The following is a 25598-nucleotide window of genomic DNA, read 5'->3' as shown; positions in this document are numbered from 1 at the left end:
CGTCGGTGACCTGGCGATGCTGGGTGTCACCACAGGGGCGATCCTGCTCGTCCACGCGTCCCTGAGCGGTACGGGACTGGCCCCCGACACCTTGCGTACGGCCCTGCTGACGGCGCTGGGCGACGAGGGCACCCTGGTCGTCCCGGCCTTCACCACGGAGAACTCCGACACCTCGGCCGCCCATGTGGCCCGCGTCAAGGGAATGACCCGCCGGCAGGCGGCGGACTTCCGCGCGCGGATGCCGGCCTTCGACCCGCTGACCACACCGAGCCGGGCGATGGGCCGGCTGGCCGAGTCCGTACGCACCACCCCCGGAGCCGTCCGCAGCGCGCACCCGCAGTCCTCCTTCGCGGCGGTCGGACGGCGGGCGGCCGAGCTGCTCGCGGACCATCCGGTCGACTGCCACCTCGGCGAGGAATCACCGCTCGGCGCGATGGCGAGGTCCGGCGCGCGCGTGCTGATGGTCAATGTCGGATTCGCCGCTTGTACCGCGTTCCATCTCGCCGAATACAAGTGCGACTCTCCTCGGCGCTCCTATCGCTGTGTGGTGAAAGCGCCGGACAACAGCCCGCGGTGGGTGGAATATGAGGATGTCAGCCTCGACGACAGCGATTTCGAGGCGATCGGGGCCTCATTCCCCTGGGGTCTGGAACAGAAGGGACAACTGAGAGGGACAACCGCGCGATCGTTCTCGGTCCGGGACGCTGTCGACCATGCGGCGACGTGGATGGCCGAAAAGCGGCGTTGATTGACCGAACCGTATGGGGAGTAAGCGAGCGCGGTTCCGGAATGATGAATTCGCTCACGTCCGCGTGTGCGTGGAGTCGTGCGTGGAAATGGGTGCTCAACACAGGACGGGGGTCGTGTGCACGCGTCATCGCAGCAACGAGCCGCTGACCATCGACCGTATTTTTTTCTGAGCTACGCGCACACGCCGAGGGACGGGGTCGGGGGACCCGATCCGGACATGTGGGTCGAGCGGCTTTTCAGGGATCTGTGCGACCACGTGATGGCCATGACGGATCTGCCGGCCGGGGCCCAGGCCGGGTTCATAGACCGTGAGATGCGTTCCGGTGAGGGCTGGTCGGAACGGCTCGCCGAAGTACTGGCCACCTGCCGGGTGTTCGTGCCGCTGTTCTCGCCGCGCTATTTCGCCAGCGAGATGTGCGGCAAGGAGTGGTACGCCTTCGCCCAGCGGGTCATCTACGAACAGGCCAAGAGCAACCGCACGGCCGAGGCGATCGTGCCGGCCCTCTGGGTGCCCGTACCGCCGCAGCAACTGCCGGGCCCCGCCGAGCGGTTGCAGTTCAATCACCGGGACTTCGGCGACCGTTATGTCACCGACGGGCTCTACGGTCTGATCAAGCTCCGGATATTCGCCGAGGAGTACGAACGGGCGGTCTACGAACTCGCCAAACGCATTGTCAGTGTCGCCGATGCCTCCGCGATAGGCCCGGGGCGGCCGGTCGACTACCGCCAGGCGCCCAGCGCCTTCGGCACCAGCGGCGGACCACGCCCCATGCAGGTCACCGTGGCCGCGCCGACCCGCCACGATCTGCCGGAAGGCCGGGCCGGCCACTACTACGGCAGCATGGCCCAGGACTGGAACCCGTACCACCCCGACTCCGTAAGACCGTTGGCGTATGTCGCGAGGGATCTGGTGCGCTCCCTCAACTACCAGGCCGACATCATCTCGTTCGACGAGGTGCCCGTACCGAACGACGGCAAGCAGGCCCCCACCCGGCCGGAGATCCTGCTGGTCGACCGGTGGGCCCTGCATGACGAGGAACAGCGCGAGCGGCTCGCCGCGTTCGACGCCGAGCACCGGCCCTGGGTGAGCGTCGTCGTGCCGTGGAACCGCGAGGACCAGCAGAGCCGGGCCGCCGAGGCCGAGTTGAGCGACCAGCTGGAGCGCACGATGCCCAAGAAGATGGGCCAGGGCCGCGCCGCCTGCCGGGCCGCCGCCAAAGGCGTGCCCAGCATGGAGGCGTTCGGCCAGATACTGCCGCAGGTCGTCGAGGCGGCGGCCCAGCAGTATCTGAGACACGCGGCGGTCTATCCGCCGGCCGGCGGCAGCCACACCGAACGGCCGCGGCTGCGCGGGCCGATGGCCGCCGAGTACGCCACGACGCACTACATTCCCGAGACGCACGACCTGGCGCCCGATGCGGAGGACACGGATGACAGAACGTCGTGACGGACGCATCGTCACCTTCTACTCGTACAAGGGGGGTACGGGCCGCACGATGGCCCTGGCCAACACCGCCTGGATCCTCGCCGCCAACGGACGACGCGTCCTGGCGGTCGACTGGGACCTCGAAGCACCGGGTCTGCACCGGTTCTTCCATCCCTTTCTCGACCCCTCCACCCTCGGCGCCACCACCGGTGTCATCGATCTGATCACCGAGTACGCCTGGGCCGCGACCAGCCCGGTGGAGCGCCCCGACGACTGGCACCGCGACTACGCGCGTATCCAGCCGCACGCCGTCTCGCTCACCCCGGAGGCTCTGGGCTGGGAATTCCCGGCAGGCGGCACACTCGACTTCGTCTCGGCCGGCAAGCAGAACCGCGAATACTCCGCGACCGTCTCCACCTTCGACTGGGACAACTTCTACGACCGGCTCGGCGGCGGCCACTTCTTCGACGCGCTGCGCGACGACATGAAGGCCCACTACGACTACGTCCTCATCGACAGCAGGACCGGCCTGAGCGACATCGCCGACATCTGCACGGTCCATCTGCCCGACGTCCTGGTCGACTGCTTCACCCTCAGCGACCAGTCCATCGACGGCGCCGCCGCGGTGGCCCGGCAGATCGACGAGCGGTACGGCGGCCGGGGCATCCGGATCTTCCCCGTACCGATGCGCATCGACGAGGGGGAGAAGGAGAAGGCCGACGCCGGACGCGCGCTGGCCCGGCTGAAGTTCGACCGCTTTCCCGGCGGGCTCACGGGTGAGGAACTCACCGCGTACTGGGGCGCGGTGGAGATTCCCTACCGACCGTACTACGCGTACGAGGAGACCCTCGCGACCTTCGGCGACGAGGCCGGCCTGAGCAACTCCCTGCTCTCCGCCTTCGAGCGGCTGACCACCTATGTCACCGAGGGCGCCATCACCGCGATGCCCGCCGTCAGCGAGGAGTCCCGGCTGCGCATCAGGGACGCCTTCACCCGCCGCCGTCCCGCGATGCCCGCCGACCTCTTCCTCAGCTATGTGGCAGAGAACCGGATGTGGGCCGACTGGATCGAATCCGTCCTCACCCGGGCCGGCTTCCGGGTCGTGCCGCGCGATGTCTCCTCCGACCCCGGCGGCGGCACCTTCGGCTCGGGCACCTCCCTGACCGGGGAGAACGCCGCCCGTACGGTGGTGCTGCTCTCCAGCGCCTACCTCAAGTCCGCGCGCGCCGTGGAGGTGTGGGCCCGCGCCACGTCCGACGACCCGGGCGGGGCCAGGCGCCGGCTGGTGCCGCTGCGGGTCGGCGATGTCCGGCTCACCACCCCGTACATCGACCGCAACCCGGTGGACCTCTTCCGGCTGGACGAGGTGCACGCCACCACCGCGCTGCTGCGCGCGCTGGAGCGGCCCGTACAGCTCACCGACGGCGTCTCGCCGGGGCCGCGCTTTCCCGGCACCGTACCGAAGATCTGGAACGCCCCGGCCCGCAACCCGGGCTTCACCGGGCGTTCCCTCGTGCTGGAGCGGATGCGCGACCAGCTCGGCGGCGGGATGGCCGTCGTGCTGCCGCAGCCGCAGACCCTGTACGGACTCGGCGGGATCGGCAAGACCCAGGTGGCGCTGGAGTACGTGCACCGCTTCATGGCCGACTACGACCTGGTGTGGTGGATCTCCTCCGAGCAGACCGCCGATGTGGTGGCCGGACTGGCCGAACTGGCCGTACGGCTCGGGGCCCAGGGCGGTGACGACATGTCGGCCGCCTCGCAGGAGGCCGTGGATCTGCTGCGGCGCGGAGTGCCGTCCTCGCGCTGGCTGCTGGTCTTCGACAACGCCGACGACCCCGAGCAGATCCAGCGGTTCTTCCCGCCGGGCGGCCCCGGGCACGTCCTGGTCACCTCCCGCAACCAGAGCTGGTCGCAGTACGGCGACGCGCTGCCCGTCGACGTCTTCCTGCGCGAGGAGTCCGTCGAACACCTCCAGCGGCGCGCGCCCGGACTGACCGCCGCGGACGCCGACAAGGTCGCCACCTCGGTCGGTGACCTGCCGCTCGCCGTCGAACAGGCCGCCGCCTGGATCGCGGAGACCGCCACCCCCGTCTCCGAATATCTGGACCAGCTCGCGCAGCAGGCACCCAGCGTGCTGGCGCTCAACCAGCCCGCGGGCTACCCGGAACCGGTCGCCGCGACCTGGAACATCTCCATCGAGCGGCTGAAGGAACGCTCACCCGCGGCCGTACGGCTGCTCCAGCTCTGTGCCTTCTTCGCGCCCGAGCCGATCTCCGCGAACCTCCTCTACAGCAAGGAGATGATCGAGGCGCTCAAGCCCTATGACGTCTCGCTCCAGGAGACGCTGGTCCTGGGCCGGGTGATCAGGGAGATCGGCCGGTTCGCGCTGGCCAAGGTGGACCAGGTCGGCAACAGCATCCAGGTGCACCGGCTGGTCCAGGCGATCATCAGGGCCCAGCTCACCGAGGAGGAGCAGCAGGACGCCCGGCACGCCGTCCACCGGATCCTCGCGGGCGCCCGGCCCGACGGCGACGAGCCGATCGACAACCCCGGCACCTGGGAGCGGTTCAACACGATCTGGCCGCACCTGACCACCTCGGAGGCCAGCCTGTGCCGGCGGCCGGAGACTCGGCGGCTGATGATCGACCGGGTGCGCTACCTGTGGAAGCGCGGCGATCTGCTGGCCGCCTCCGAAGTGGCCAACGAACTGCGCGACAGCTGGCGGGAGAAGCTCGGCAACGACGACCCGCAGTATCTGTACCTGCGTTTCCACCTCTCCAACATCTTCCGCTCGCAGGGCCGTTACGTGGAGGCGCGCGAGCTGGACGAGGAGACCCTGGCGCGGCAGCGTACGGTCCTGGGCCCGACCCATCCGCACACGTACATGACCACCAGTGGACTCGCCATGGACCTGGGCACCCTCGGCGAGTACGCCAAGGCGCTGGACCTGGCGCGGGAGGCGCACGAAGGATTCAGCGGGATCTTCCACGACTCCCATCCCAGGACGCTCGCGGCGGCCAACAACCGGGCGCTGAACCTGCGGATGGTCGGCCGCTACGCGCAGGCGCGCGAAATGGACCAGGAGGTCTTCGACCGGCGGACCGAGGTGCTCGGCCCCGAGCACCCGTACACCCTGTCCTCCGCCACCAGCCTGGCGCGCGACCTGCGGGAGATCGGCCGTTACGAGGACTCGGTCGCGCTGCTCAGCCGGACGTACGACGCGTACAAGGAACAGATGGGCCGGGCCTTCCCCGGCACCCTGGCGGCGGCCAAGAGCCTGGCGGTGTCGCTGCGCAGGGCGGACCGGCTGGAGGACGCGCGGCGGCTGACCACGGCCACCAGGAACCGGTACCGCGCCAAGTACGGCACCGACTCCAACCCGGACTCGCTCGCCTGCGACCTGAACCTGGCGGCGGACCACTTCGCCGCGGGGGAGCCGGTGGCGGCGCGGGACCTGGCGCAGGAGGTGGTCGACCAGTACATGCGGGTGCCGGGCGAGCGGCATCCGTACACCCTCGCCGCGATCAACAACCTCGGTATCTATCACTGGGGTTGTGGCGCCCCGGAGCTGGCGGAGCAGCTGCTCCAGGGCACCTTGCGCACGATGCGGGAGGTACTGGGGGACGACCATCCGCACACGCTGTTCTGCACGGTCAGCCTCGCCAACGCCAAGGCGGACCTGGGGGAGCTGGACGAGGCGCTGGTCACCGAGCGCGGCGCGGTGGCCGGGCTGCGCGTGGCGCTGGGCGCGCACCACCCGGAGACGCTCGCCATCGCCTCCAACATGTGCGTCACGCTCGGGGCGTTGGGGCGCAAGGACGAGGCGGCGCTGCTGCGCGCGGAGACGGTGGAGGAACTGGTCCGGCTGCTGGGGGAGGACCACGCGCTGACCCGGTTCGCCCGGGACGACCGGCGGGTGTTCCGGGATCTGGAGCCGCTGTCGGTGTGATCCGTGCTGATTCCTCGCTCGCCGGGCGGGCCCGGCGAGCGAGGAATCGCACTATTCGTCGATCAGCCAGGTGAGGATGCGGGGAAGGGCGTGCAGGGCGTCGAAGTGCGCGGCGGCCGGTTCCAGTACGGCCGTCGCGCCCGGGATGCGCTCCGCGAGCCAGCGGGAGTGGCCGACGGGTGAGAAGACGTCCTTCTCGCCGTGCCAGAGCATCACGGGGCCCTTGATGTCGGCCGGGTCGAATCCCCAGGGGCTGCAGAAGGCGAGGGCGTCGTCGATCCAGCCGTACGCCGAACCCCGCAGCGCCTCCTGGTAGTTGCGCAGCAGCATCGTTCTGACTCCGACATCGGCGACGACCATGCGGTCGGAGTCGGTCAGCTCCCTGCGCAGATCGTCCAGGAGGCGTACCGGGTCCTTTCTGATCGCGTCCGCGCGCGGGATGAGCCGGGCGGCCACGCCGTCCGGGTCCTTGGACGCGGTGGTGTACTCCAGCACGTTGGAGGCGGCCATGCCCTCGAACCAGTCGAGCCCGGCCGCGTCCCGTGGCGCGAGCGTGACCAGCGCGGCGGTACGGGTCACCCGTTCGGGCATCAGCGCGGCGCAGGCCAGCGCGTGCGGGGCACCGCCGGAACGGCCCGCGACGGCGAACCGCTCCAGGCCGAGGGCGTCGGCGATCGTCGTCACGTCCTGGACGACGTCGGCCACGCTGCGTCCTTCGAGCCGGTCCGAACCGCCGTATCCAGGACGGTCGTAGGCGATCAGCTGCATCCCTCGCTGGTACAGCACCATGCCGCGTGGTGCGGGCCCCAGCCTGCTGCCCGGCGTGCCGTGCAGGAGAAAGACCGGTCTGCCACGTGGATCCCCCAGACGCTCCACCATCAGATGCCGCCCGTCCGCCGCGCGCACCCGACGTCGCACCCCCGCCCCCTTCGTCGTACGTATCTGCATTTATGCCTGCTTGTTTGCCTGCCCTGCTCCTGCGCCCGCGTGCCTGTCCGCGCCGGTCCGCGTGTCCGGTCGTACGTCGCCGCGTGCTTCCGGGCATGCGCGCCCGAGGGCACGCATGCCTTATGTGTCCTATGCAGGCATCGTGTCCCTGCATTCCCCGTCAGGGTGCTGATTACCCGCCAGGACCCGCGTCCGGCTTGATTCGCCGGTAAATCGGCCCGGTTCATGATGATTGTCCCGTATCGGACCCGATTGCATAAGGTCAATCCGCAATCCGCGTATCGTGCCGGCGCGCGGGGCGGGCGTGCGCGGTCGAGTTGGACGGACGGATCGCCTTTTCCGTTCCCGGAAGGGCGATTTCAAGACAGGACTAGTCCTTACCCGCTGATGTCTTGGCAGTTGCACCGGGTGTTCGCAAAAGAAATCTTCCCTGGTTGACCTTGGACGGCCTACGGCCGCGGGGTACGCTGCCGGCCATGCGCCTGTCCTGAAGTCGACCTTGTACGCCAGTGGTCGATCTCGGGATAGTGGGCGCCTCATCCTCCGTGTCATGCCACCCCACATGGTCTGACGCGGTCCCCCACAGGAGGTTTGACGTTGAAGCACCGGAACATATCCAGGAAGCGTGCGGCGATCGCGGGCGGTGCGGTGATCGCTCTGGTCGGCGCGGGCGCCACCTTCCAGTCTGCGAACGCCAGTGAAGAGAAGCCGCAGTTCTCGGTGAAGTCGCTGACGGCGACGGCGGCCGGAAATCTCGCATCCACCCTGGGCGACGACCTCGGCGCCGATGCGGCCGGTTCGTACTACGAGGCCAAGTCGAAGGCCCTCGTGGTGAACGTCGTCAGCCAGCAGGCGGCCGAGACCGTGCGCCAGGCCGGTGGCAAGGCCAGACTGGTTCAGAACTCCCTGACCGAGCTCAAGAGCGCGCGGCAGACCCTCACCACGAAGGCGACCATCCCGGGTACGTCCTGGGCCGTCGACCCGGTGACGAACAAGGTCGTCGTCACGGCCGACCGTACGGTCAAGGGTGACGCGCTGAAGAAGCTCACCGGTGTGGTGGACGGGCTCGGCTCCAAGGCCGAACTCAAGAAGTCGGCGGGGGAGTTCAAGCCCTTCGTCTCCGGTGGTGACGCCATCATGGGCGGCAGCTCGCGCTGCTCGCTCGGCTTCAACGTGGTCAAGGACGGCGAGCCCGCCTTCCTGACCGCCGGGCACTGCACGGAGTCCATCGACTCCTGGACCGACTCGGACGGCGCCGAGCTCGGCACCACCGAGGTCTCCAACTTCCCGGAGGCCGACTTCGGTCTGGTCAAGTACACCGACACCAGCGCGGACGCCCCGAGTGAGGTCAACCTCTACGACGGCACCAGCCAGGAGATCACCCAGGCCGGCGAGGCGACCGTCGGGCAGCAGGTGACCCGCAGCGGTTCCACCACGCAGGTGCACGACGGTGAGGTCACCGGGCTCGACGCCACGGTGAACTACGGCAACGGCGATGTCGTCAACGGGCTCATCGAGACCACGGTCTGCGCCGAGCCCGGCGACAGCGGCGGCGCGCTCTTCGAGGACACCACCGCGCTGGGTCTGACCTCGGGCGGCAGCGGCGACTGCACCTCGGGCGGCACGACGTTCTTCCAGCCGGTTCCGGCGGCGCTCGACGCGGTCGGCGCCGAGATCGGCTGACGTATTGATCAGCTGATCGGCTGACGAGCCGATCGACCGGGAAGGGCCCGGTCCACCATTTCTGGTGGGCCGGGCCCTTCTGTATGTCTGCCTGGCCGTCTGTCTGCCGGGCCTTTTTGCCGCGGCCGAAGCCGTGCCGGGCTCGTACGGGCGCCGAACCCGGCACGGCTTCGGCCGCGGGGATGGTGGCCTGTTTCTTTCCGTTGCCCTCTTCCCGATAACCGCTGACACGTTCGAATTCATTCGCTGACCAGGGGTGATGAGGCTAGAGTAATCGAACTGGAGTACGATGAACGTGTTGGGTGTATGGCTGAAAGGGGGTGGAGTGATGGAGGTGCGACATGGCGGGCTTCGCCCATCTGCACGTCGCGTCCGGTTACTCCGCCCGCTACGGCGCCTCCCACCCCGAGCAGCTCGTCCGGCGGGCGGCCGAGCGGGGCGTGCCGGCCCTCGCGCTCACCGACCGGGACACGGTCACCGGGGCCGTCCGCTTCGCGCGGGCCTGTGCGCAGGACGGGGTCCGGCCGGTCTTCGGCGTCGACCTGGCGGTGGAGGCCCTGGCACCCCCGCCGCCCGACCGGCGCCGGCGCGCCCCCGCGCGCGGGGGCGCGCACGTCGTCGAGCCGCCGCTGCGGTTCACGCTGCTCGCACGGAACCGGGAGGGATGGGCGCGGCTGTGCCGCATCACCTCGGCCGCCCACGTCGGTGCCGTATCCGGTACGGCCCCGGTGGTGCCGTGGGAGGCGCTGCGTGAGTACGGCGGCCCCGGACTGACCGTCCTGCTCGGACCGCTCTCCGAGCCGGTCCGTGCCCTGGCGGCGGGGCGCGAGGACGTCGCGGCCAAGCTGCTGGCGCCCTGGCGGGAGATCTTCGGTACCGGAATCAGGCTGGAGGCTGTGGTGTACAAACGGGCCGGCATCGGGCCTGGAACGCTCCGGCTGGCTGCCCGGACGCTGGCGCTGGCCGACCGTACCCACACCACCGCCGTGCTCTCCAACGCCGCCCGCTACGCCGACCCGGACCAGCACCGCCTCGCCGATGTCCTGGACTCCGCGAGGCTGCTGAGACCGATCGACCGGCGCCGTCTGGACAGCGGGCAGCGCTGGCTCAAGGACGAAAGGGACATGACGGTCATCGCGCGGATGGTCGCCGAATGCGCCGGAGCGGACGCCCGGCGGGCACGCCGCCTGATGGCGGACACCGCCGCCACGGCGGCCGGATGCGCCGTCGACCCCGGAGCGGACCTCGGACTCGACACGTCACACTTCCCGGAACCGTCGCTCTTCGGTGCCGAGCCCGGAGCGGGAGGAGCCGCACAGCTGCTGCGACGGCGGTGCGAGAGCGGCCTGGCCCGACGCGGCCTCGACCGCGACCGAACGGCACTCGACCGGCTCGACGAGGAACTCGCCGTCATCTCCCACCTGAACTACGACTCCTACTTCCTCGCCGTCGGGCAGGTCGTCGCCGACATCCGGGCCAAGGGCATCAGAGTCGCGGCCCGCGGCTCCGGCGCCGGATCGCTGGTCTGCCACGCACTGGACATCGCCACCGCCAACCCGCTCGACCACCGGCTGCTGTTCGAACGGTTCCTCAGCGTGCGCCGGGCCTCGCTGCCCGACATCGACATCGACGTGGAATCCGCCCGCCGCCTGGAGTGCTACGACACGATCTTCGAACGCTTCGGCAAGGAACGGGTGGCGGTCACCGCCATGCCCGAGACCTACCGCGCCCGCCGCGCCCTGCGGGACACCGGTCTCGCGCTGGGGATCGCACCGGCGGACGTCGACCGGATCGCCAAGAGCTTCCCGCACCTGCGGGCCTGTGACATCACCGGCGCCCTCGCCGAACTGTCCGAACTGCGACAACTGGCGGGCGAGGCGGACCGGTACGGCCCCTTGTGGGAACTCGCCGAAGGCCTCGACTCCCTGGTTTACGGCATGGCCATGCACCCCTGCGGCGTGGTCATCAGCGACGCCACCCTCCTGGACCGGCTGCCGGTGCAGCCCACCCCCCAGGGCGACTACCCGATGGCGATGGCGGCCAAGGAGGAGATCGAGGCGCTCGGCAATATCAAACTGGACGTCCTGGGCGTCCGGATGCTGTCCTCGATGGCCCATGCGGTCACCGAGATCGAACGCGCGACCGGCGAGCATATCGACCTGGACGACCCGCGGCAGGTGCCGCTCGATGACGTCTTCGCTTTCAAGCTCATCCAGGAGAGCGAGACCCTGGGCCTGTTCCAGCTGGAATCGCCCGGCCAGCAGGACCTGCTGTCCCGGTTGCGGCCGCGCGACCCGCAGGATGTCATCGCCGACATCAGCCTCTTCCGTCCCGGGCCGGTCGCCGGGGGCATGCCCGAGCGGTACATCGCCGCGCGCCACGGCGGCACGCCGGCTTACGCCCACCCGGACCTCGAACCGGTGCTCGCCGACACCTACGGCGTGACCATCTGGCACGAGCAGATCATCGAGACCTTCGCGGTGATGACCGGCTGCGACCGGGCCCTCGGTGAGATGGCCCGGCGCGCGCTCGGCGACAGGAACCGGCTGCCCAGGGTCAAGGACTGGTTCCACGCCCAGGCACGCGCGCGCGGCTACAGCGAGACGGTGCGCGAGCAGGTGTGGAAGACGGTCGAGGCCTTCGGGCAGTACGGCTTCTGCCGGGCGCACGCGGTCGCCTTCGCCGTACCGGCCCTGCAGAGCGCCTGGCTCAAGGCGCACTACCCGGCGTTCCTGCTGGCCGGCCTTCTCGAACACGACCCCGGGATGTGGCCCAAGCGTGTCCTGGTCTCCGACGCCCGCCGCCGCGGTGTCCCCGTCCTGCCCGTCGATGTCAACCGTTCGAAGGCGCGGCACACGGTGGAGAAGACCGACGGAGAGCAGTGGGGCGTGCGGCTCGCGCTGTCCGCCGTGCACGGCATCAGCGAGGAGGAATACGCCCGGATCGAGGAAGGCCGGCCCTACGGATCGCTCTCCGACTTCTGGCAGCGGGCCCACCCCAGCAGGCCCGTCGCCGAACGCCTCGCCGAGATCGGTGCCCTGAACTCCCTCCACGACGGCCGCCTCACCCGCCGCGACCTGCTGCTCCAGATCGCCGAACTCCACCGGGCCTCCCGGACCCGGTCCGCTGGCAAGGGCCAACTGCCCATCGACGCGGGCGCCGTCGGCGGGGCGGAGCCGAGCGGGCTGCCCGAGATGACCGGACGCGAAGCCCTGAGCGCCGAGCTGAACACCCTCGGCATCGACGTCTCCAAGCACCTGATGGAGTACCACCACCGGCTCCTGCGGGAGATCGGCGCGACGGACTCGGCCCATCTGGCCGGCCTGCGCGCCGGTCAGCAGGTCCTCGTCGCCGGCGTCCGCGCCGCCACCCAGACCCCGCCGATCGCCAGCGGCAAGCGGATCATCTTCGTCACCCTGGAGGACGGCTCCGGCCTGGTCGACCTGGCGTTCTTCGAGGACTCCCACCCGGCCTGCGCGTACACCGTCTTCCACAGCGGCCTGCTGCTGGTGCGCGGCACGGTCCAGGTGCGCGGCACCCGCCGTACCGTCGTCGCCACCATGGCCTGGGACCTGGACGAGATCGCCACCGCCCGCCGCGACAACGGCCCCGAAGCCGCGCTCGCCCTCCTCGGCGCCGACCACCCGGACCCGGCCTCCGCCCAGCCGCGGCGCACCCTGGCCAACGGCACCACCGGCGCCCGCCTCCACCCCTACGCCGACCTGCTACCGGCCGGCAGCCGCTCCGCCGACCTGAAGAAGTTCGGCTACACCAGCCCGGGGAGCGCGGGATGACCCCACGTCAGCGGCATATCGCCCACCTCCATCTGCACGCCGCGCCGAGCGGGGACGCGTACAGCAACATAATCGAACTGATGTCTGGTATCACGCCCCATGTCCAGGCCATTCCGCCCAGCGCCGTCCAACTCGACCTGACGTCGGCGCTCAGATACTTCGACCTGTCCCCCCGCGACATCGTCCAGTTGACGAAGCTCAGGCTGAAGGCCTTCTACGACATCGACAGCAGCGCCGGTCTCGCGAACAACCGGATGCTGGCCGTCATGGCGGCCGACGCGTCCGCGCCGGATGACACCACCTGGATCCGCGACGGACAGGCCGCCGCCTGGTTGTACCCCCGTCCGGTCACCGCGCTGCCGGGAATCGGCCGCGCCACGGCGCACACGCTCAACCGGTACGGAGTGCACACCATCGGCCAAGTCGCCGACATGCCGGCGGCGACCCTGCAACGCCTCCTCGGAGCCGGCCCCTCCCGGCTGCTGGCCGAGCGCGCCCGCGGCCATGATCCCCGCCCGGTCACCCCGTCGGAACCGGCGGCGTACCTGGACGCCGATCTCGTGCTGGAGCGGGACTGCCTCGACCCGGCGTGGCAACACCGAGCGGTCCTGGGACTCGCCGACCAGATCGGCCAACGCCTCCGCGGCGAAGGCCTGATCACCGGCGGACTCACCCTCACGGTGCGGTACGCCGACCGCAGCTCCACCACCCGGACGCACGCTCTGCCGGAACCCACCAACCACTCACCTGCCCTGGTCGCGGCTGCCCTGGGGCTGCTGTCCTCCCTCGGACTGCAACGGGCACGAGTCCGTGCCTTCGCGATCCGAGCCGACGGCCTCTCGCCGGCCGACAGCGCCTGCCGTCAGCTCTCCCTGGACCCCGGCGAGGACCGAGCCCGCGCCGCCGAAGCCGCCGCGGACCGGGCCCGTCGGCGCTTCGGCCCGGGAGCCGTACGTCCGGCCACTCTGGGGAACTGAGGCTCAGGGGAGAGCCTTGACGATCACGGAGTACGGTCACGCACGACGGAAGACGTCGGAAGAGGACCTCATGAATCAGAACCCGGGCGAAGCCGCGGGCACCTCGGACGAACTCGCGCGCATCGAGGACGCGGGGCTCACACGTGCCGCGCAGGCGGGTGATGTCACCGCCCTGGGCCTGCTGTTGGAGCGGCACCGGGCGGGCATGCGCGCGGTGGCGCTGAGCATTCTCGGGCCGGGGCCCGACGTCGACGACGTGCTCCAGGACGCCGCCGTCACCGCGCTCCGCCGCGTGGGCGACGTACGCGATCCGGCGGCCGTGGGCGCCTGGCTGCGGATGATCGTGCGCAACACCGGCCGCTCCCTGTTGCGGGCCTCCGTCCCCGTACAGCCGATCGACGATCTGCACCTGCCCGCCACGGACGGCGGTCCGGAGCGATGGCTGGAGCGGCACGCGATGCGGGACTGGATCTGGGAGGCCGTGGAAGAACTGACCCCCGCACTGCGCCTGCCCCTGGTGCTGCGTCACTTCAGCACCGGCGTCACTTCCTACGAGCGGATAGCCGACGCCTGCGGGGTCCCGGTCGGCACCGTGCGCAGCAGGCTCAGCCAGGGACGGGCCAAGCTCGCCACTGCCCTGGCCGCAACGGCGGACGCCCCGCACGGCGACACCGCGCGGCGCGTCCGCGCCAGCCGTACCGAGGCACACGAGACGCTGGCCGCCGCCGAGAGCGGACGCTTCGGCGCGCTGATGACGGAGCGCTGGTCGCCCGGGATCACCCTGCTCAGGGGGAACGAACCGGTGGGCGACAGAAGCGTTCTCGTACGTGGCATGGACGGCGACCTGGAGGACGGCGTACGCCAGCGCCTGGCCCATGTCGTGGCCGGCCGGTCCCTCACCGTCTGGGAGATGGACCTCCTGTCGCCCGCCGACAACCCCGACCACTGCCCGCCCTCGGTGGCCTGGCTGATGACCCTGGACGCGGCCGGCCGTCCGCACCGGCTGCGTCTCCTGCACCCCAGGCCGGTCCAGGCCCTCCAGTCACTCACCCCGATGTGACGGGACCTCGACGTGATCTCGAACGCGACGGCATCAATGTGACGGGTGTCACGTAGTCCGGGTCGAACTTCGTCCTCTCCCCGGCGTCCTGCCGGTGTCATCGACACCTGCTGGATACGGAGAGACCCTCATGACCACCTCCACGACGCCCCCGGCGACCGATCCTCTGGCCGCCGGCACACACTCCGTCGAGATCGACGGAGTCGTGCAGCGCTATCACGTCCACGGCACGGGACCGGTGTGCGTCGCGCACTCCGGTGGACCGGGCATCGGGTGGGAGTACCTGCGCATGCCCGCACTGGAGCGGCACCTGACGATCGTGTACCCCGAGCCGATCGGCAGCGGCGCCTCCGGCCGCCTGTCCTCCCACCCCCACGGCTACACCCGGCCCCGCTACAGCCAGTTCCTCGACGCGCTCATCGAGCGCCTCGGCGTCCCACAGGTGTACCTCCTGGGGCACTCGCACGGCGGCTTCGTCGCCCAGTACCACGCGCTGCACCACCCCGAACGCATCGCCGGGGTGATCCTCTACGACAGCGCACCACTCACCGGTCCCGAACACATCGCCGAGGCCATGCGCCTGGTGCAGTCGTTCGCGGAGCGGCATGCCGGCCACCCCGAACTCCCCGGGGCCCTGGCGGCCTTCCAGGCATGTCGGCCGCTTCCGACGACACACAGACGACCGCCGCCGCCAAGGGGCTGCTCCCCCTGTACTTCGCCGACTACTGGGGCCGGGAAACGGAGTTCGCCCCCATGTGTGCCTCCCTGAGCGCCACATACATCTCCGGGCTGGACGAGAACCTCTCCCCGCACATCATCAACGACCGCGAGAACCTCGGCTCCCTCACCATGCCGGCCCTCGTCGTCGTCGGCCGCCACGACGTCATCTGCGGGGTGCGCTGGGCCGAGGAACTGCACCGGCTGATCCCCGGATCGGACCTGCTGATCCTGGAGAACAGCGGGCACTTCGGTCACCTGGAGGAGCCGGAGACCTTCTCCCGGGCGGTGACGCGGTTCGTGACGGCGCGGTGATCACCGACACCGCGTCATGAACAGCCACCCGACGCGGTCACGGTGACTCGCTTCGGTGGGCAGAAAACCTGGTGGGCGGTCGCTTGGTCACAGGCTGGCCGCCCCCTTCGATTTCTGAAAGAACGTCCTGGTCAGGGGCAGCGTCCGGTTTGGAGGCAGGCGTCGAGGAACACAACTGCCGCACGGTGCTCCAACGGCCAGGAAAGGGTGAAGCGGGACACCCGGCACATCCGGTCCGATCGTGATCGTGGGCAGGGAACGGCCGCATCCCGGAGCCCAGTTGCGCTTCACCGACGCCGACGGGATGCGGCTGGCCTGCTTCGTCACCAACATGCCCGACCTCTCGATCGCGGACATGGAACCGACATATGAACGGCATGAAAATCAAGCCGAGCCGGATGCGCCCGATTGGGCTAATCAATGCTCACCCGCACTGTCATCCTTCGAAATTCGGTATTTCCCTCAATTGGCGTGTCGGGCGACGCCGTCATGATATTACCTGTTAATCTGCGAGCCCAAAGCGTTGTCCATAAATCATCGAACGCGCCAGTCGACGGACAAGAAGCGCCCTCAGTCGAATGCTGGCGTATCCCGGTCGAGAGGATACTGACCATGCACGACTTTTCTCGTCGCGGAATGCTCAGGGCTACGGCAGCAGCCAGCGCGGGCGCGGTCGTTCTCCCAGGCATTACGGCCGCAGAAGCCCCGGGCGCGAACGCCGTGGCCCAAGAGGTCGAAAGCGCGACGTGCAATCCGGCGAAGCTCACCGGCCGCATCGTCCGTCCCGACGACCCCGACTACGCAAGTGCGAGCCTGGGTTGGGACGAGCTCTTCGTCCACTATCCGCTGGTCATCGTCTACGCCCAGAAGACCCAGGACGTGATCAACGCCCTCACCTGGGCACGGCAACACGACGTCGCGCTGCGGGTGCGAAGCGGTGGCCACAGCCTTGAGGGCTGGTCGAACGTGGACAACGGCATCGTGATCGACGTCAGCGAGCTGAAATCGGCCCACATCGACACGGCCGCTCGCACCGCGACGGTCGGGGCCGGGCTCAACCAGTTGGAAGCAGTGACCATGCTCGCGAAGAAGAACTTCGCGGTGACGACCGGAACGGAGGGCAGCGTAGGCCTGGCCGGTGCGACGCTCGGTGGCGGACTCGGTTTCCTCACCCGTTACCTCGGCATGGCCTGCGACAGCCTGATCGGCGCCGAGATCGTCGTCGCTTCGGGCACCGACTGCGCCAAGGTGATCAAGGCCGACCTGAAGAACAACTCGGACCTGCTCTGGGCGCTCCGCGGGGCGGGCAACGGCAACTTCGGAATCGTCACGTCCCTCACCTACAAGGTGGCTCCGCTCAAGAGCGTCGCTTACGTGCAAGCGACGTGGGACGGCCTCGGGGACCTGCACGGGGTATTCGACACATGGCAACATGTGGCGCCGAGCGCAGACAACCGCCTCGGAACTCAACTCGAAGTCCACAGAAAGCAGATCGTGCTGTTCGCGGTCCTTGCGGAAGGAACGCCGGCGGAAGCGAAGAAGCTGCTGGCCCCTATTCTGTCGATCGGTCGTCCCGACGTCTCCGTGCAAGAAGGTAACTGGGGCGACGTGTATGCGGGATTCCAGACTCCGACCGCGGACGACCCCGCGAACTGGAAGTTCTTCTCGCAGTTCACGAACAAGCCGTTCCCGAGTGAGGCGATCAGAGTGATCGCCTCATTCATGCGAGACGCGCCGACGGACGACAGCAACTTCTTCACCCAGGCCTTCGGCGGAGCGGTCAGGAAGAGCCCCCGCGGTGGCACGGCATTCCCTCATCGCGATGCGCTCTTCTACTCCGAGCCCGGCACCGGTTGGGGGACCCGTGGAGAACCTGGCAGCGGCGACGAGCTGACCCCGCAGGCCCAGGCTTGGATCGCCGAGTTCAGCCAGGCACTACGGCCCTATGTGAACGGCGCGTACGTCAATGTGCCGAACATCGGCATGCAGGACTGGGAAACCGCCTACTGGGGATCCAACTTCGACCGGCTGCGCAAGATCAAGGCGACGTACGACCCCCTCAACGTCTTCCAGTACGAGCAGAGCATCCCGCCCGCGTTCTGCTGACCGGCTCCCAGGCGGGACAGGTTCCCCTGGGGTCCGCCGGTTTCGCGACGCCGACCGTATGCGAACGTACCACCGCGTCGAACACGGCATCGGAGCGACCGGCGGCGGCCAGAATGGCCGCGTGGCGCGGTTCCCACTCAGCTCGCGGTCGGCGTAAGGGCGGTCGCCGAACAGGCCTGGGCTGTGTCTTCGAATGATCTCGAGTGGTGGATCACGGTCCGGTGATACGTCGCCATGAAGTGTCCGATGCGGAGCGGGAGTTCGTCCTCGATGACCGGCCACGAGGTGTGTACGGCGACCATTTTTTACCGACGTGTAACTTCCCTTCCTTGTCCTACTCGTGCGTAAGTTGGCATGAGCACAGCCGTACGTGTGGTCCGGGCCACAGGGCTGACAGCCATCGCAATTTCCCTTGAGCCGCAAGGAGATCGCCCGATGCTGCCCTGGAAACGCGCGCTCGGACCACTGGCCGCACTGCTGCTGGCCACGACGGTCACGGTCCCCCCAGCCGTGGCCGCGACCACCACCCCCGCGACCGCTACCTCTGCCACCACCCCCGCGACCGCTACCTCTGCCACCACCTCCGCTTCCGGCGCCGCTTCCGGTGGCTGGAACAACTACTCCTGCAAGCCCTCCGCCGCCCACCCCCGGCCCGTCGTCCTCGTCCACGGCACCTTCGCGAACTCCGTCGACAACTGGCTCGGCCTCGCCCCGTACCTGGTGAACCGCGGATACTGCGTCTTCTCCCTCGACTACGGGCAACTCCCGGACGTGCCGCTGATCCACGGCCTCGGCCCCATCGACGACTCGGCCGGGCAACTCGCCGCGTACGTCGACAAGGTGCTCGCGGCCACCGGCGCGGCGAAGGCGGACATCGTCGGCCACTCCCAGGGCGGCATGATGCCGCGCTACTACCTGAAGTTCCTGGGCGGGGCGGCGAAGGTGAACGCCCTGATCGGCATCGCCCCGGACAACCACGGCACCACCCTGCTCGGACTGACCCGGCTGCTGCCGTACTTCCCCGGAGCGGCCGATCTGCTGACCGAGAACACCCCCGCACTCACCGACCAGGTGGCCGGATCCGCCTTCCTCACCAAGCTCAACGCGGGCGGCGACACGGTCCCCGGGGTGCGCTACACGGTGATCGCCACGCGGTACGACGAGGTGGTGACCCCGTACCGGTCACAGTTCCTGAGCGGCCCCGACGTGCGCAACGTGCTGCTCCAGGACCTGTGTCCGGTCGATCTCTCCGAGCACGTGGCGATCGGCCTGTTCGACAGGATCGTCTTCCACGAGGTGGCCAACTCGCTCGATCCGGGAAGGGCCACGCCGACCACATGCGCGTCGGCGATCGGCTGACACGTCGTCGTCCGACGCACACTGCCGTCCGCACCGGCGAGTTACCGGGGCGGACGGCAGTGTGTCCGTGGTGACGACGCGGGATCAGCGGCCGTGGCGTGCGGCCGGTACGGCCTTGCGGCGGACGGTCCCGAACATCACAGCGGCGCCGACGGCGAGGGTCGCCGCGCCACCGATCGCGATGTACGGGGTGGTGCTGGTGCCACCGGTTTCGGCGAGGTTCTCCTGACCGGCGGCGGGCTGTCCGGCACCCTGCTCGACCGGGGTGCCGACGCTCTTCGCCTCGGGGGCGTTGGCACCGCTGCCCGGCGCCTCCTCCGTCTTCTCCTCGGCCTTCGGCTCCACGGCACTCTCCGGCTTCCCGGCCCCGGTTTCGGCGGCGTCGGTGCCGGTGTCGGTGTGGCCGTCGGTGTGTGTGCCGGCGCCGGTCTCGATGTCCCCGTGGCCGTTGTGTTCCACGGTGGACTTGGCCGCGCCCTCCGTGACCTCCTGGTCGGAGGGCGCGGAGGCGGCCGGGGCGGCGCCGCCCGCGCTGCCGTTGTCCTGGCCGAAGACCACGTCGGAGCAGGTGTAGAAGGCTTCGGGGCTGTCCGAACGCTGCCAGATCGAGTAGATCAGATGACGGCCGGACCTGTTCGGGACGACGCCGTCGAAGACATAGGCCCCGTTCTTCAGCGCGGGGTCGGTGACCGTGAGGAAGGGCTTCTCCTCCAGGTCCGACCACTTCAGCGGCTTGCCCGGGTCGTAGCCGTCCTTGGTGATGTACAGCTCGAAGGAGCCCTTGTGCGGGGCGGTGGCCTTGTAGTTGAAGGTGTGGCCGCCCGGCGCCATCGTGGACGACGGCCAGTCGCCGCGCGCCAGATCGAGCCCCTTGTACTTGTCCTTGCCCGCGCTGCACAGCTTCCCGTCCGGGATCAACTGCTTGTGGTTTCCAGCCGCGTTGGCGATGTTGACCTCGTTCCAGTCGTAGAACGCCTGCGTGCCGCCGGCCGCGACCGCCGCCTTGCACGCCGCCGATCGCGGACTCTCCGGCCCCTCGGCGAAACAGGCGGCGACCCGGCTGACCGGATCCGTCATCGACCCATGAGCGGCGGCGGGCGCGGCGGCCAGCCCGGTCAGCGCGAGCGGGGCGAGACCGAGGACGACGATCCCGGCGGCCGTACGGCGAGCGGTCATGGAACTGGTTCTCCTTCGGAAGAGGCGGGAGCGGTACGAACGGGACGCGGCCATGAGCGGCACGAGCGGCACGGGCGAACCGCCGGAGCGGCGGCCAGCCTCCCCGCTGAAAGCCGCCCCGGCGATCAGAAAGCTAGCCTCTCGGAACCACGAAATCGCCTGCTGGGACGGGGTGAAGGCGATCCTTATGGCGCCTTTAAGACGAAGCTAAGAAGGGGCACAGGAAGAGGCGTGGGGAGGGGCTGAGGAAGGCCGGTCGCGATGTGTCCCCGTGCCACGGTGTGGCTCGGGTAGGGTGGCCTCCCCAAGCAGGGAACGCGTCGAGGAGGTGGGACCCATTACCGCTGTAGCAGGTCGGGTGCTCCCCTCTCATGACCGTGCGGTCCATCAGGCATAGGTGACCGCGGGAGCAGCCCGGAGGCATTCCGAAAGGCTCCTATGTCGGTTTCACCGTCCGCACCGCCCCCATCACCTCCTCTTGTCCCGCCCGCCGTCGTCACCAGACTTCGGGCCGCCGGCTGTGTCTTCGCCGAGGACGAGGCGCGTCTGCTCGTCTCCACGGCACGGTCGCGGGCGGACCTCGCGGCCATGGTCGACCGGCGTGTCGCCGGACTTCCGCTGGAACACGTTCTCGGCTGGGCGGAGTTCAGCGGTCTGCGGATCGCCGTGGACGCGGGCGTCTTCGTACCCCGCCGCCGTACCGAATTCCTTGTCGACCAGGCCGCGGCCCTCGCGGCGTCCGCCGGTCCACGGGCCGTCGTCGTCGATCTGTGCTGCGGCTCGGGCGCGTTGGGCGCGGCACTGGCCGCGGCCCGGGACAGCGCCGTACCGCACACCGCGTCGGACGACGGTCCGTACTCCGCGTCGCACGCCGGTCCGCACACCGAGTTGTACGCGACCGACATCGACCCCACCGCGGTGCGGTGTGCCCGCCGCAACGTCGCCGCCGCCGGTGGCCGGGTGTACGAAGGCGATCTGTACGAGCCGCTGCCCGCCACCCTGCGGGGCCGCGTCGGCATCCTGCTCGCCAACGTGCCGTACGTACCCACCGACGAGATCGGACTGCTGCCGCCCGAGGCCCGTATCCACGAGGCCCGCGTCGCGCTGGACGGGGGAGCGGACGGGCTCGACGTCCTGCGGCGGGTGACCGCGGCGGCGTCGTTGTGGCTGGCACCGGGCGGCCACCTGCTGTTCGAGACGAGCGAACGCCAGGCGCGCCGGGCCGTCGACACGGTCGCCCGAGACGGTCTGATCCCGCGCGTGGCCGTCTCCGACGAACTGGACGCGACCGTCGTCATCGGGACCAGCCCCGGCGAGCGATCCGGGGAACAGCCCTGACGGGCGCCGGACTTCAGGCGGTCCAGCGGTAGCGGCGTTCCGGGCGGCCCGTACCGCCGTAGCGGAGGGTCACCTGTGCTCGGCCCGTGTCCGCGAAGAACTCCAGGTAGCGGCGGGCGCTCACCCGGGACAGGGCGCCCGCGTCCGCGCACTCCGTGGCGGACAGGCCGTCCGGGTGCCGGCGCAGGACGCCTTCGACCAGGTCGGCCGTGTGAGGGGCCAGGCCCTTGGGGAGAGTGCGGCTGCCGGGCGGGCGGGTGCCGAAGATACGGTCGACGTCCTCCTGGCGGGCCTCGCCCAGCCCGGCCAGCCGGGTGCGCAGGGACGCGACATGGCGCAGCTGCTCCTGGAGAGCCGCCTGGTTGAAGGGCTTGATCAGGTAGTGCAGCGCGCCCGCCCGCAGCGCGGCGCGGATGATGCCCGCGTCCCTCGCCGCCGTGATGAACAGCGCGTCGACGCTGATCCGGGCCCGGTCCCGCTCCTCCGCCGCCCGTAGCTCGCGCAGTACGGCGATCCCGTCCATGTCGGGCAGATAGATGTCGAGCAGGACAAGGTCAGGACGCAGCCGCTCGGCCGCGCGCAGCGCTTCTCCGCCGCTGTGCGCCACTCCGACGACCGTGAAGCCGTCCATCGCGGACACATAGCGGCTGTGGAGCTTCGCGACCATGAAGTCGTCGTCCACCACCAGCACTTTCGTCACATCGACACGCTAAGCCGCGACCGCAACGACCACAACGTCCGTTGATTCCGGAAGAGAGACAGGTTGTTAACGCGCAGGCAACATGTGGCCCACCTCACATAGCTTTCCGGACACCCGCTTTCCGAATACAGCCTCTTGGAAGCACCCCTTTTCCAAGCACCCCTCTTGCGCGCACAGCCTCTTCACTCACCACTCTTCACAGCTCTTCACGTACAGCTACAGCTCTCCGAGCACTACTTCCGAAAGGCGGCAGACGTGCGATTGCGCACCCCCCTGGCCCTGCTCGGGTCGGCGCTGCTGGTGCTGGTGGGGCCGCCACTGCTCACCTCGGGCGGTGGCACCGACACCGGTACGCAGATACCCGGCCTGCGTTTCATGGTCCCCAACACCCCCGGCGGCGGTTACGACATCACCGCACGCACCATGGCCAAGAACGCCGAGGACGCCGAACTCACCCACAACATCGAGGTGTTCAACCTGCCCGGCGCGGGCGGCACCGTCGGTCTCAGCCGGCTCGTCGGCGAGCACGGCAACGGCAAGCTCGCCATGTCCATGGGTCTCGGTGTCGTCGGCGCCGTGCACACCAACAAGTCGCCCCGGACACTTGCCGATACGACCCCGATCGCCCGGATCAGCGAAGAGTCGGACATCGTCGTCGTCAGCAAGAACTCCCCGTTCAAGACCATCGGCGACCTCGTCAAGGCGTGGAAGGCCAACCCGGCCAAGGTGCCGGTCGGCGGCGGTTCCTCGGCCGGCGGTCCCGACCATCTCGCTCCCATGCTGATGGCGAAGGCCGCGGGCATCGCGCCGAAGACGGTCAACTACATCCCCTTCGACGGCGGCGGCGAACTCCTCGCCTCGATCCTCGGCGACAAGGTCTCCTTCGGCGTCTCCGGTGTCGGTGAGTACCTCGACCAGATCCAGTCGGGCGAACTGCGCGTCCTCGCGGTCACCGGGCCCGAGCGGATACCCGGCGTGGACGCCCCCACCCTGCGGGAGTCGGGACTCGACACCGATTTCACCAACTGGCGCGGCGTCGTCGCGCCGCCCGGCCTCTCCGACGCCCAGCGCGACAAACTCATCGCCCTTTTCGAGAAGTTGCACGATTCGCCCCAGTGGCGGGAGTCCCTGAAGAAGAACAACTGGGACGACGCCTTCCTCACCGGCGAGAAGTTCGGCGACTTCCTCGCGGGAGAAGACCGCCGCGTGGACTCCGTCCTGAAGGAGCTGGGACTGTGACGACACCGCACACCGAACCCTCCGGCACGACCCCGGCCGCGCCCGGCGTCCGTTCCTGGCTTCGCGAGCACTCCGAGCTCGGCGTCGGGCTCCTCCTGCTCGTCCTCGGCGTCCTCGTCCTCACCGACGCCCTCACCATGAACGTCGACATCACCCAGCGCGGCCCCGTCGGCCCCAAGACCGTCCCGGTCGTCGTCGGGACCGGCCTCCTCGTCGTCGCCGTCCTGCTCTCGCTCGACGTCCTGCGCGGCGGCCGGGGAGAGGCGGAGGGCGGCGAGGACATCGACCTCAGCGAGCCCAGCGACTGGCGGACCGTACTGCTCCTGGCCGGTGTCTTCCTCGGCAACGCCGTCCTCATCGGCCCGCTCGGCTTCCCGATCTCCGGCGCCCTGCTCTTCTGGGGCTCCGCGTACGCGCTCGGCAGCCGCCACTACGACCGCGACCCGCTGATCGCCGCGGTCCTGTCGCTCGTCACCTACTTCGTCTTCGACAACCTGCTCGGTGTCCCCCTTCCCGGTGGCCCGCTGATGGGGGTGCTGTAACCGATGGACTCCCTCAACTCCCTCATCGACGGCTTCGGTACGGCCCTCACGCCGATGAACCTGCTCTGGGCCGCGATCGGTGTGCTGCTCGGCACGGCGATCGGCGTCCTGCCCGGCATCGGCCCCGCCATGGCCGTCGCCCTACTGCTCCCGGTGACGTACGGACTCGAACCGACCGGCGCGTTCATCATGTTCGCCGGTATCTACTACGGCGCGATGTTCGGCGGCTCCACGACCTCCATCCTGCTCAACACCCCAGGTGAGAGCGCCGCCGTCGTGGCCGCCATCGAAGGCAACCCGATGGCCAAGGCAGGGCGCGGCGCCCAGGCCCTGGCGGCGGCCGCGGGCGGTCACTTCGCCGGCGGCATGATCGGCACGATCCTGCTCGTGCTCCTCGCCCCGACCGTCGCCTCGCTCGCGGTGGACATCGGGGCCCCCGACTACTTCGCGATCATGGTGCTGGCGTTCATCGCCGTGACCTCCGTGCTCGGCTCGTCCCGGATCCGCGGCCTCGCCTCGCTGCTCATCGGTCTCACCCTCGGGCTGGTCGGTCTCGACCAGATGACCGGCCAGCAGCGGCTGACCTTCGGCACGCTCCAACTCGCCGACGGCATCGACGTGGTGATCGTCGCGGTCGGCCTCTTCGCGATCGGCGAGGCCCTGTGGGTCGCCGCCCATCTGCGCCGTACCTCGGGCGAGGCGATCCCGGTCGGCCGCCCCTGGCTCGGCAAGGACGACGTCCGCCGCACTTGGCGGCCGTGGCTGCGCGGACCCCTCATCGGCTTCCCGTTCGGGGCGATCCCGGCCGGTGGCGCGGAGATCCCCACCTTCCTCTCGTACGTCACGGAGAAGCGGCTCTCCAAGCACAAGGACCAGTTCGGCAAGGGAGCCATCGAGGGCGTGGCCGGCCCGGAGTCGGCGGCCTCGGCCTCGGCGGCCGGCACGCTTGTCTCGATGCTGACCCTCGGGCTGCCCACGACCGCCGTCGCCGCCGTGATGCTGGCCGCCTTCCAGCAGTACGGGATCCAGCCCGGACCGCTGCTCTTCGAACGCGAACCCGACCTGGTCTGGGGCCTGATCGCCTCGCTCTTCGTCGGCATGGTGCTGCTGCTTCTGCTCAACCTGCCGCTCGCGCCGGTCTGGGCCAAGCTGCTGCGCATCCCGCGCCCCTACCTCTACGCGGGGATCCTCTTCTTCGCGGCGGTCGGCGCGTACGCGGTCGGCGGGGAGGCGCTGGACCTGGTCATCCTGCTGATCATCGGTCTGATCGGCTTCGGGATGCGGCGGTACGGTCTGCCGGTGCTGCCGGCCGTGATCGGTGTCATCCTGGGCCCGGCCGCCGAGCAGCAGTTGCGGCGCGCCCTCCAGATCAGCGACGGAAGCGTCACCGGTCTGGTCAACACGCCCTTCTCGGTGACGGTGTACGCCGTGATCGTGCTCCTGCTGGTCTGGCCGGGGGTGAGGAAGCTGATCGCGCGGGGGCGCGAGCGCCGTGACGTGGCGGCCTGACGCGGAG

The 25598-nt window shown here is 69.6% G+C and carries 19 protein-coding genes; 16 read left to right on the top strand and 3 right to left on the bottom strand.

The features are described 5' to 3' along the window. Nucleotides 1-16: 16 nt before the first annotated feature. The 3 genes from ACIOJD_RS30610 to fxsT all read left to right on the top strand — a co-directional run bounded on the left by ACIOJD_RS30610 (nucleotide 17) and on the right by fxsT (nucleotide 6128). Entirely contained in the window at nucleotides 17-748 is a 732-nt protein-coding gene (locus ACIOJD_RS30610) for an aminoglycoside N(3)-acetyltransferase (RefSeq protein WP_401919408.1), read from the top strand. Nucleotides 749-865: 117 nt separating this feature from the next. Next, entirely contained in the window at nucleotides 866-2197 is a 1332-nt protein-coding gene (locus ACIOJD_RS30605) for a TIR-like protein FxsC (protein WP_401919327.1), read from the top strand. Next, nucleotides 2181-6128: an FxSxx-COOH system tetratricopeptide repeat protein gene (fxsT, locus tag ACIOJD_RS30600; RefSeq protein ID WP_401919326.1), complete on the top strand. Its 3948-nt coding sequence runs from the start codon at nucleotides 2181-2183 to the stop codon at nucleotides 6126-6128. Before ACIOJD_RS30605 ends, fxsT begins: the two co-directional genes overlap by 17 nt. A gap of 51 nt (nucleotides 6129-6179) precedes the next feature. Here the strand turns inward: fxsT and ACIOJD_RS30595 are convergent, their stop codons facing one another. Further along, entirely contained in the window at nucleotides 6180-7046 is an 867-nt protein-coding gene (locus ACIOJD_RS30595; RefSeq protein WP_401919325.1) for an alpha/beta fold hydrolase, read from the bottom strand. Nucleotides 7047-7673: 627 nt separating this feature from the next. Between ACIOJD_RS30595 and ACIOJD_RS30590 the strand changes: the two genes are divergently transcribed. The 9 genes from ACIOJD_RS30590 to ACIOJD_RS30550 all read left to right on the top strand — a co-directional run bounded on the left by ACIOJD_RS30590 (nucleotide 7674) and on the right by ACIOJD_RS30550 (nucleotide 19087). Beyond that, entirely contained in the window at nucleotides 7674-8759 is a 1086-nt protein-coding gene (locus tag ACIOJD_RS30590) for a S1 family peptidase (RefSeq protein ID WP_401919324.1), read from the top strand. Between the two features lie 341 nt (nucleotides 8760-9100). After that, on the top strand, nucleotides 9101-12553 hold the full coding sequence (locus ACIOJD_RS30585) for a DNA polymerase III subunit alpha (RefSeq protein ID WP_401919323.1): 3453 nt from the start codon (nucleotides 9101-9103) through the stop codon (nucleotides 12551-12553). After that, on the top strand, nucleotides 12550-13530 hold the full coding sequence (locus ACIOJD_RS30580) for a DNA polymerase thumb domain-containing protein (RefSeq protein ID WP_401919321.1): 981 nt from the start codon (nucleotides 12550-12552) through the stop codon (nucleotides 13528-13530). The genes ACIOJD_RS30585 and ACIOJD_RS30580 overlap by 4 nt, the downstream gene beginning before the upstream one ends. 70 nt (nucleotides 13531-13600) lie before the next feature. Continuing rightward, on the top strand, nucleotides 13601-14590 hold the full coding sequence (locus ACIOJD_RS30575; RefSeq protein WP_401919320.1) for an RNA polymerase sigma factor: 990 nt from the start codon (nucleotides 13601-13603) through the stop codon (nucleotides 14588-14590). A 130-nt stretch (nucleotides 14591-14720) separates the two neighbouring features. Beyond that, nucleotides 14721-15359, top strand: coding sequence for an alpha/beta fold hydrolase (locus tag ACIOJD_RS30570; RefSeq protein ID WP_401919318.1), 639 nt, complete (start codon nucleotides 14721-14723; stop codon nucleotides 15357-15359). Further along, entirely contained in the window at nucleotides 15344-15622 is a 279-nt protein-coding gene (locus ACIOJD_RS30565) for an alpha/beta fold hydrolase (protein ID WP_401919316.1), read from the top strand. Before ACIOJD_RS30570 ends, ACIOJD_RS30565 begins: the two co-directional genes overlap by 16 nt. A gap of 241 nt (nucleotides 15623-15863) precedes the next feature. Beyond that, nucleotides 15864-16115, top strand: coding sequence for a hypothetical protein (locus tag ACIOJD_RS30560; RefSeq protein WP_401919315.1), 252 nt, complete (start codon nucleotides 15864-15866; stop codon nucleotides 16113-16115). A gap of 119 nt (nucleotides 16116-16234) precedes the next feature. Beyond that, nucleotides 16235-17728, top strand: coding sequence for an FAD-binding oxidoreductase (locus ACIOJD_RS30555; protein WP_401919313.1), 1494 nt, complete (start codon nucleotides 16235-16237; stop codon nucleotides 17726-17728). Between the two features lie 435 nt (nucleotides 17729-18163). After that, nucleotides 18164-19087: an esterase/lipase family protein gene (locus tag ACIOJD_RS30550; protein WP_401919312.1), complete on the top strand. Its 924-nt coding sequence runs from the start codon at nucleotides 18164-18166 to the stop codon at nucleotides 19085-19087. An 84-nt stretch (nucleotides 19088-19171) separates the two neighbouring features. Here the strand turns inward: ACIOJD_RS30550 and ACIOJD_RS30545 are convergent, their stop codons facing one another. Beyond that, a complete protein-coding gene (locus ACIOJD_RS30545; protein WP_401919310.1) occupies nucleotides 19172-20263 on the bottom strand; it encodes a lytic polysaccharide monooxygenase in 1092 nt (363 codons plus the stop codon). 438 nt (nucleotides 20264-20701) lie between these two features. On the opposite strand from ACIOJD_RS30545, the gene ACIOJD_RS30540 reads away from it, so the two are divergent. Next, nucleotides 20702-21601 (top strand): putative protein N(5)-glutamine methyltransferase, encoded by a 900-nt coding sequence (locus ACIOJD_RS30540; RefSeq protein WP_401919309.1) that lies wholly within the window; start codon nucleotides 20702-20704, stop codon nucleotides 21599-21601. A gap of 13 nt (nucleotides 21602-21614) precedes the next feature. Here ACIOJD_RS30540 and ACIOJD_RS30535 read toward each other — a convergent pair whose 3' ends face one another. Continuing rightward, complete coding sequence (locus ACIOJD_RS30535) at nucleotides 21615-22292, bottom strand: response regulator (protein ID WP_401919407.1); 678 nt, start codon at nucleotides 22290-22292, stop codon at nucleotides 21615-21617. 264 nt (nucleotides 22293-22556) lie between these two features. Between ACIOJD_RS30535 and ACIOJD_RS30530 the strand changes: the two genes are divergently transcribed. The 3 genes from ACIOJD_RS30530 to ACIOJD_RS30520 are packed head-to-tail and all read left to right on the top strand — an operon-like array spanning nucleotide 22557 to nucleotide 25591. Further along, on the top strand, nucleotides 22557-23540 hold the full coding sequence (locus tag ACIOJD_RS30530; RefSeq protein WP_401919308.1) for a Bug family tripartite tricarboxylate transporter substrate binding protein: 984 nt from the start codon (nucleotides 22557-22559) through the stop codon (nucleotides 23538-23540). Continuing rightward, complete coding sequence (locus ACIOJD_RS30525; RefSeq protein ID WP_401919307.1) at nucleotides 23537-24082, top strand: tripartite tricarboxylate transporter TctB family protein; 546 nt, start codon at nucleotides 23537-23539, stop codon at nucleotides 24080-24082. Before ACIOJD_RS30530 ends, ACIOJD_RS30525 begins: the two co-directional genes overlap by 4 nt. A 3-nt stretch (nucleotides 24083-24085) precedes the next feature. After that, on the top strand, nucleotides 24086-25591 hold the full coding sequence (locus ACIOJD_RS30520) for a tripartite tricarboxylate transporter permease (RefSeq protein WP_401919306.1): 1506 nt from the start codon (nucleotides 24086-24088) through the stop codon (nucleotides 25589-25591). Nucleotides 25592-25598 lie beyond the last annotated feature (7 nt).

The sequence above is a fragment of the Streptomyces sp. NPDC088116 genome (assembly GCF_044741745.1).
Lineage (GTDB): Bacteria > Actinomycetota > Actinomycetes > Streptomycetales > Streptomycetaceae > Streptomyces.
The sequence above is the reverse complement of the archived record's forward strand: the minus strand, read 5'-3'. Positions and strand labels throughout refer to the sequence as shown.

Coding starts and splice junctions, on each gene's coding strand:
- ACIOJD_RS30545 (WP_401919310.1), bottom strand. CDS start 20,263: ATGACCGCTCGCCGTACGGCCGCCGGGATCGTCGTCCTCGGTCTCGCC.
- ACIOJD_RS30585 (WP_401919323.1), top strand. CDS start 9,101: ATGGCGGGCTTCGCCCATCTGCACGTCGCGTCCGGTTACTCCGCCCGC.
- ACIOJD_RS30575 (WP_401919320.1), top strand. CDS start 13,601: ATGAATCAGAACCCGGGCGAAGCCGCGGGCACCTCGGACGAACTCGCG.
- ACIOJD_RS30520 (WP_401919306.1), top strand. CDS start 24,086: ATGGACTCCCTCAACTCCCTCATCGACGGCTTCGGTACGGCCCTCACG.
- fxsT (WP_401919326.1), top strand. CDS start 2,181: ATGACAGAACGTCGTGACGGACGCATCGTCACCTTCTACTCGTACAAG.
- ACIOJD_RS30570 (WP_401919318.1), top strand. CDS start 14,721: ATGACCACCTCCACGACGCCCCCGGCGACCGATCCTCTGGCCGCCGGC.
- ACIOJD_RS30610 (WP_401919408.1), top strand. CDS start 17: ATGCTGGGTGTCACCACAGGGGCGATCCTGCTCGTCCACGCGTCCCTG.
- ACIOJD_RS30540 (WP_401919309.1), top strand. CDS start 20,702: ATGTCGGTTTCACCGTCCGCACCGCCCCCATCACCTCCTCTTGTCCCG.
- ACIOJD_RS30580 (WP_401919321.1), top strand. CDS start 12,550: ATGACCCCACGTCAGCGGCATATCGCCCACCTCCATCTGCACGCCGCG.
- ACIOJD_RS30555 (WP_401919313.1), top strand. CDS start 16,235: ATGCACGACTTTTCTCGTCGCGGAATGCTCAGGGCTACGGCAGCAGCC.
- ACIOJD_RS30550 (WP_401919312.1), top strand. CDS start 18,164: ATGCTGCCCTGGAAACGCGCGCTCGGACCACTGGCCGCACTGCTGCTG.
- ACIOJD_RS30565 (WP_401919316.1), top strand. CDS start 15,344: ATGTGTGCCTCCCTGAGCGCCACATACATCTCCGGGCTGGACGAGAAC.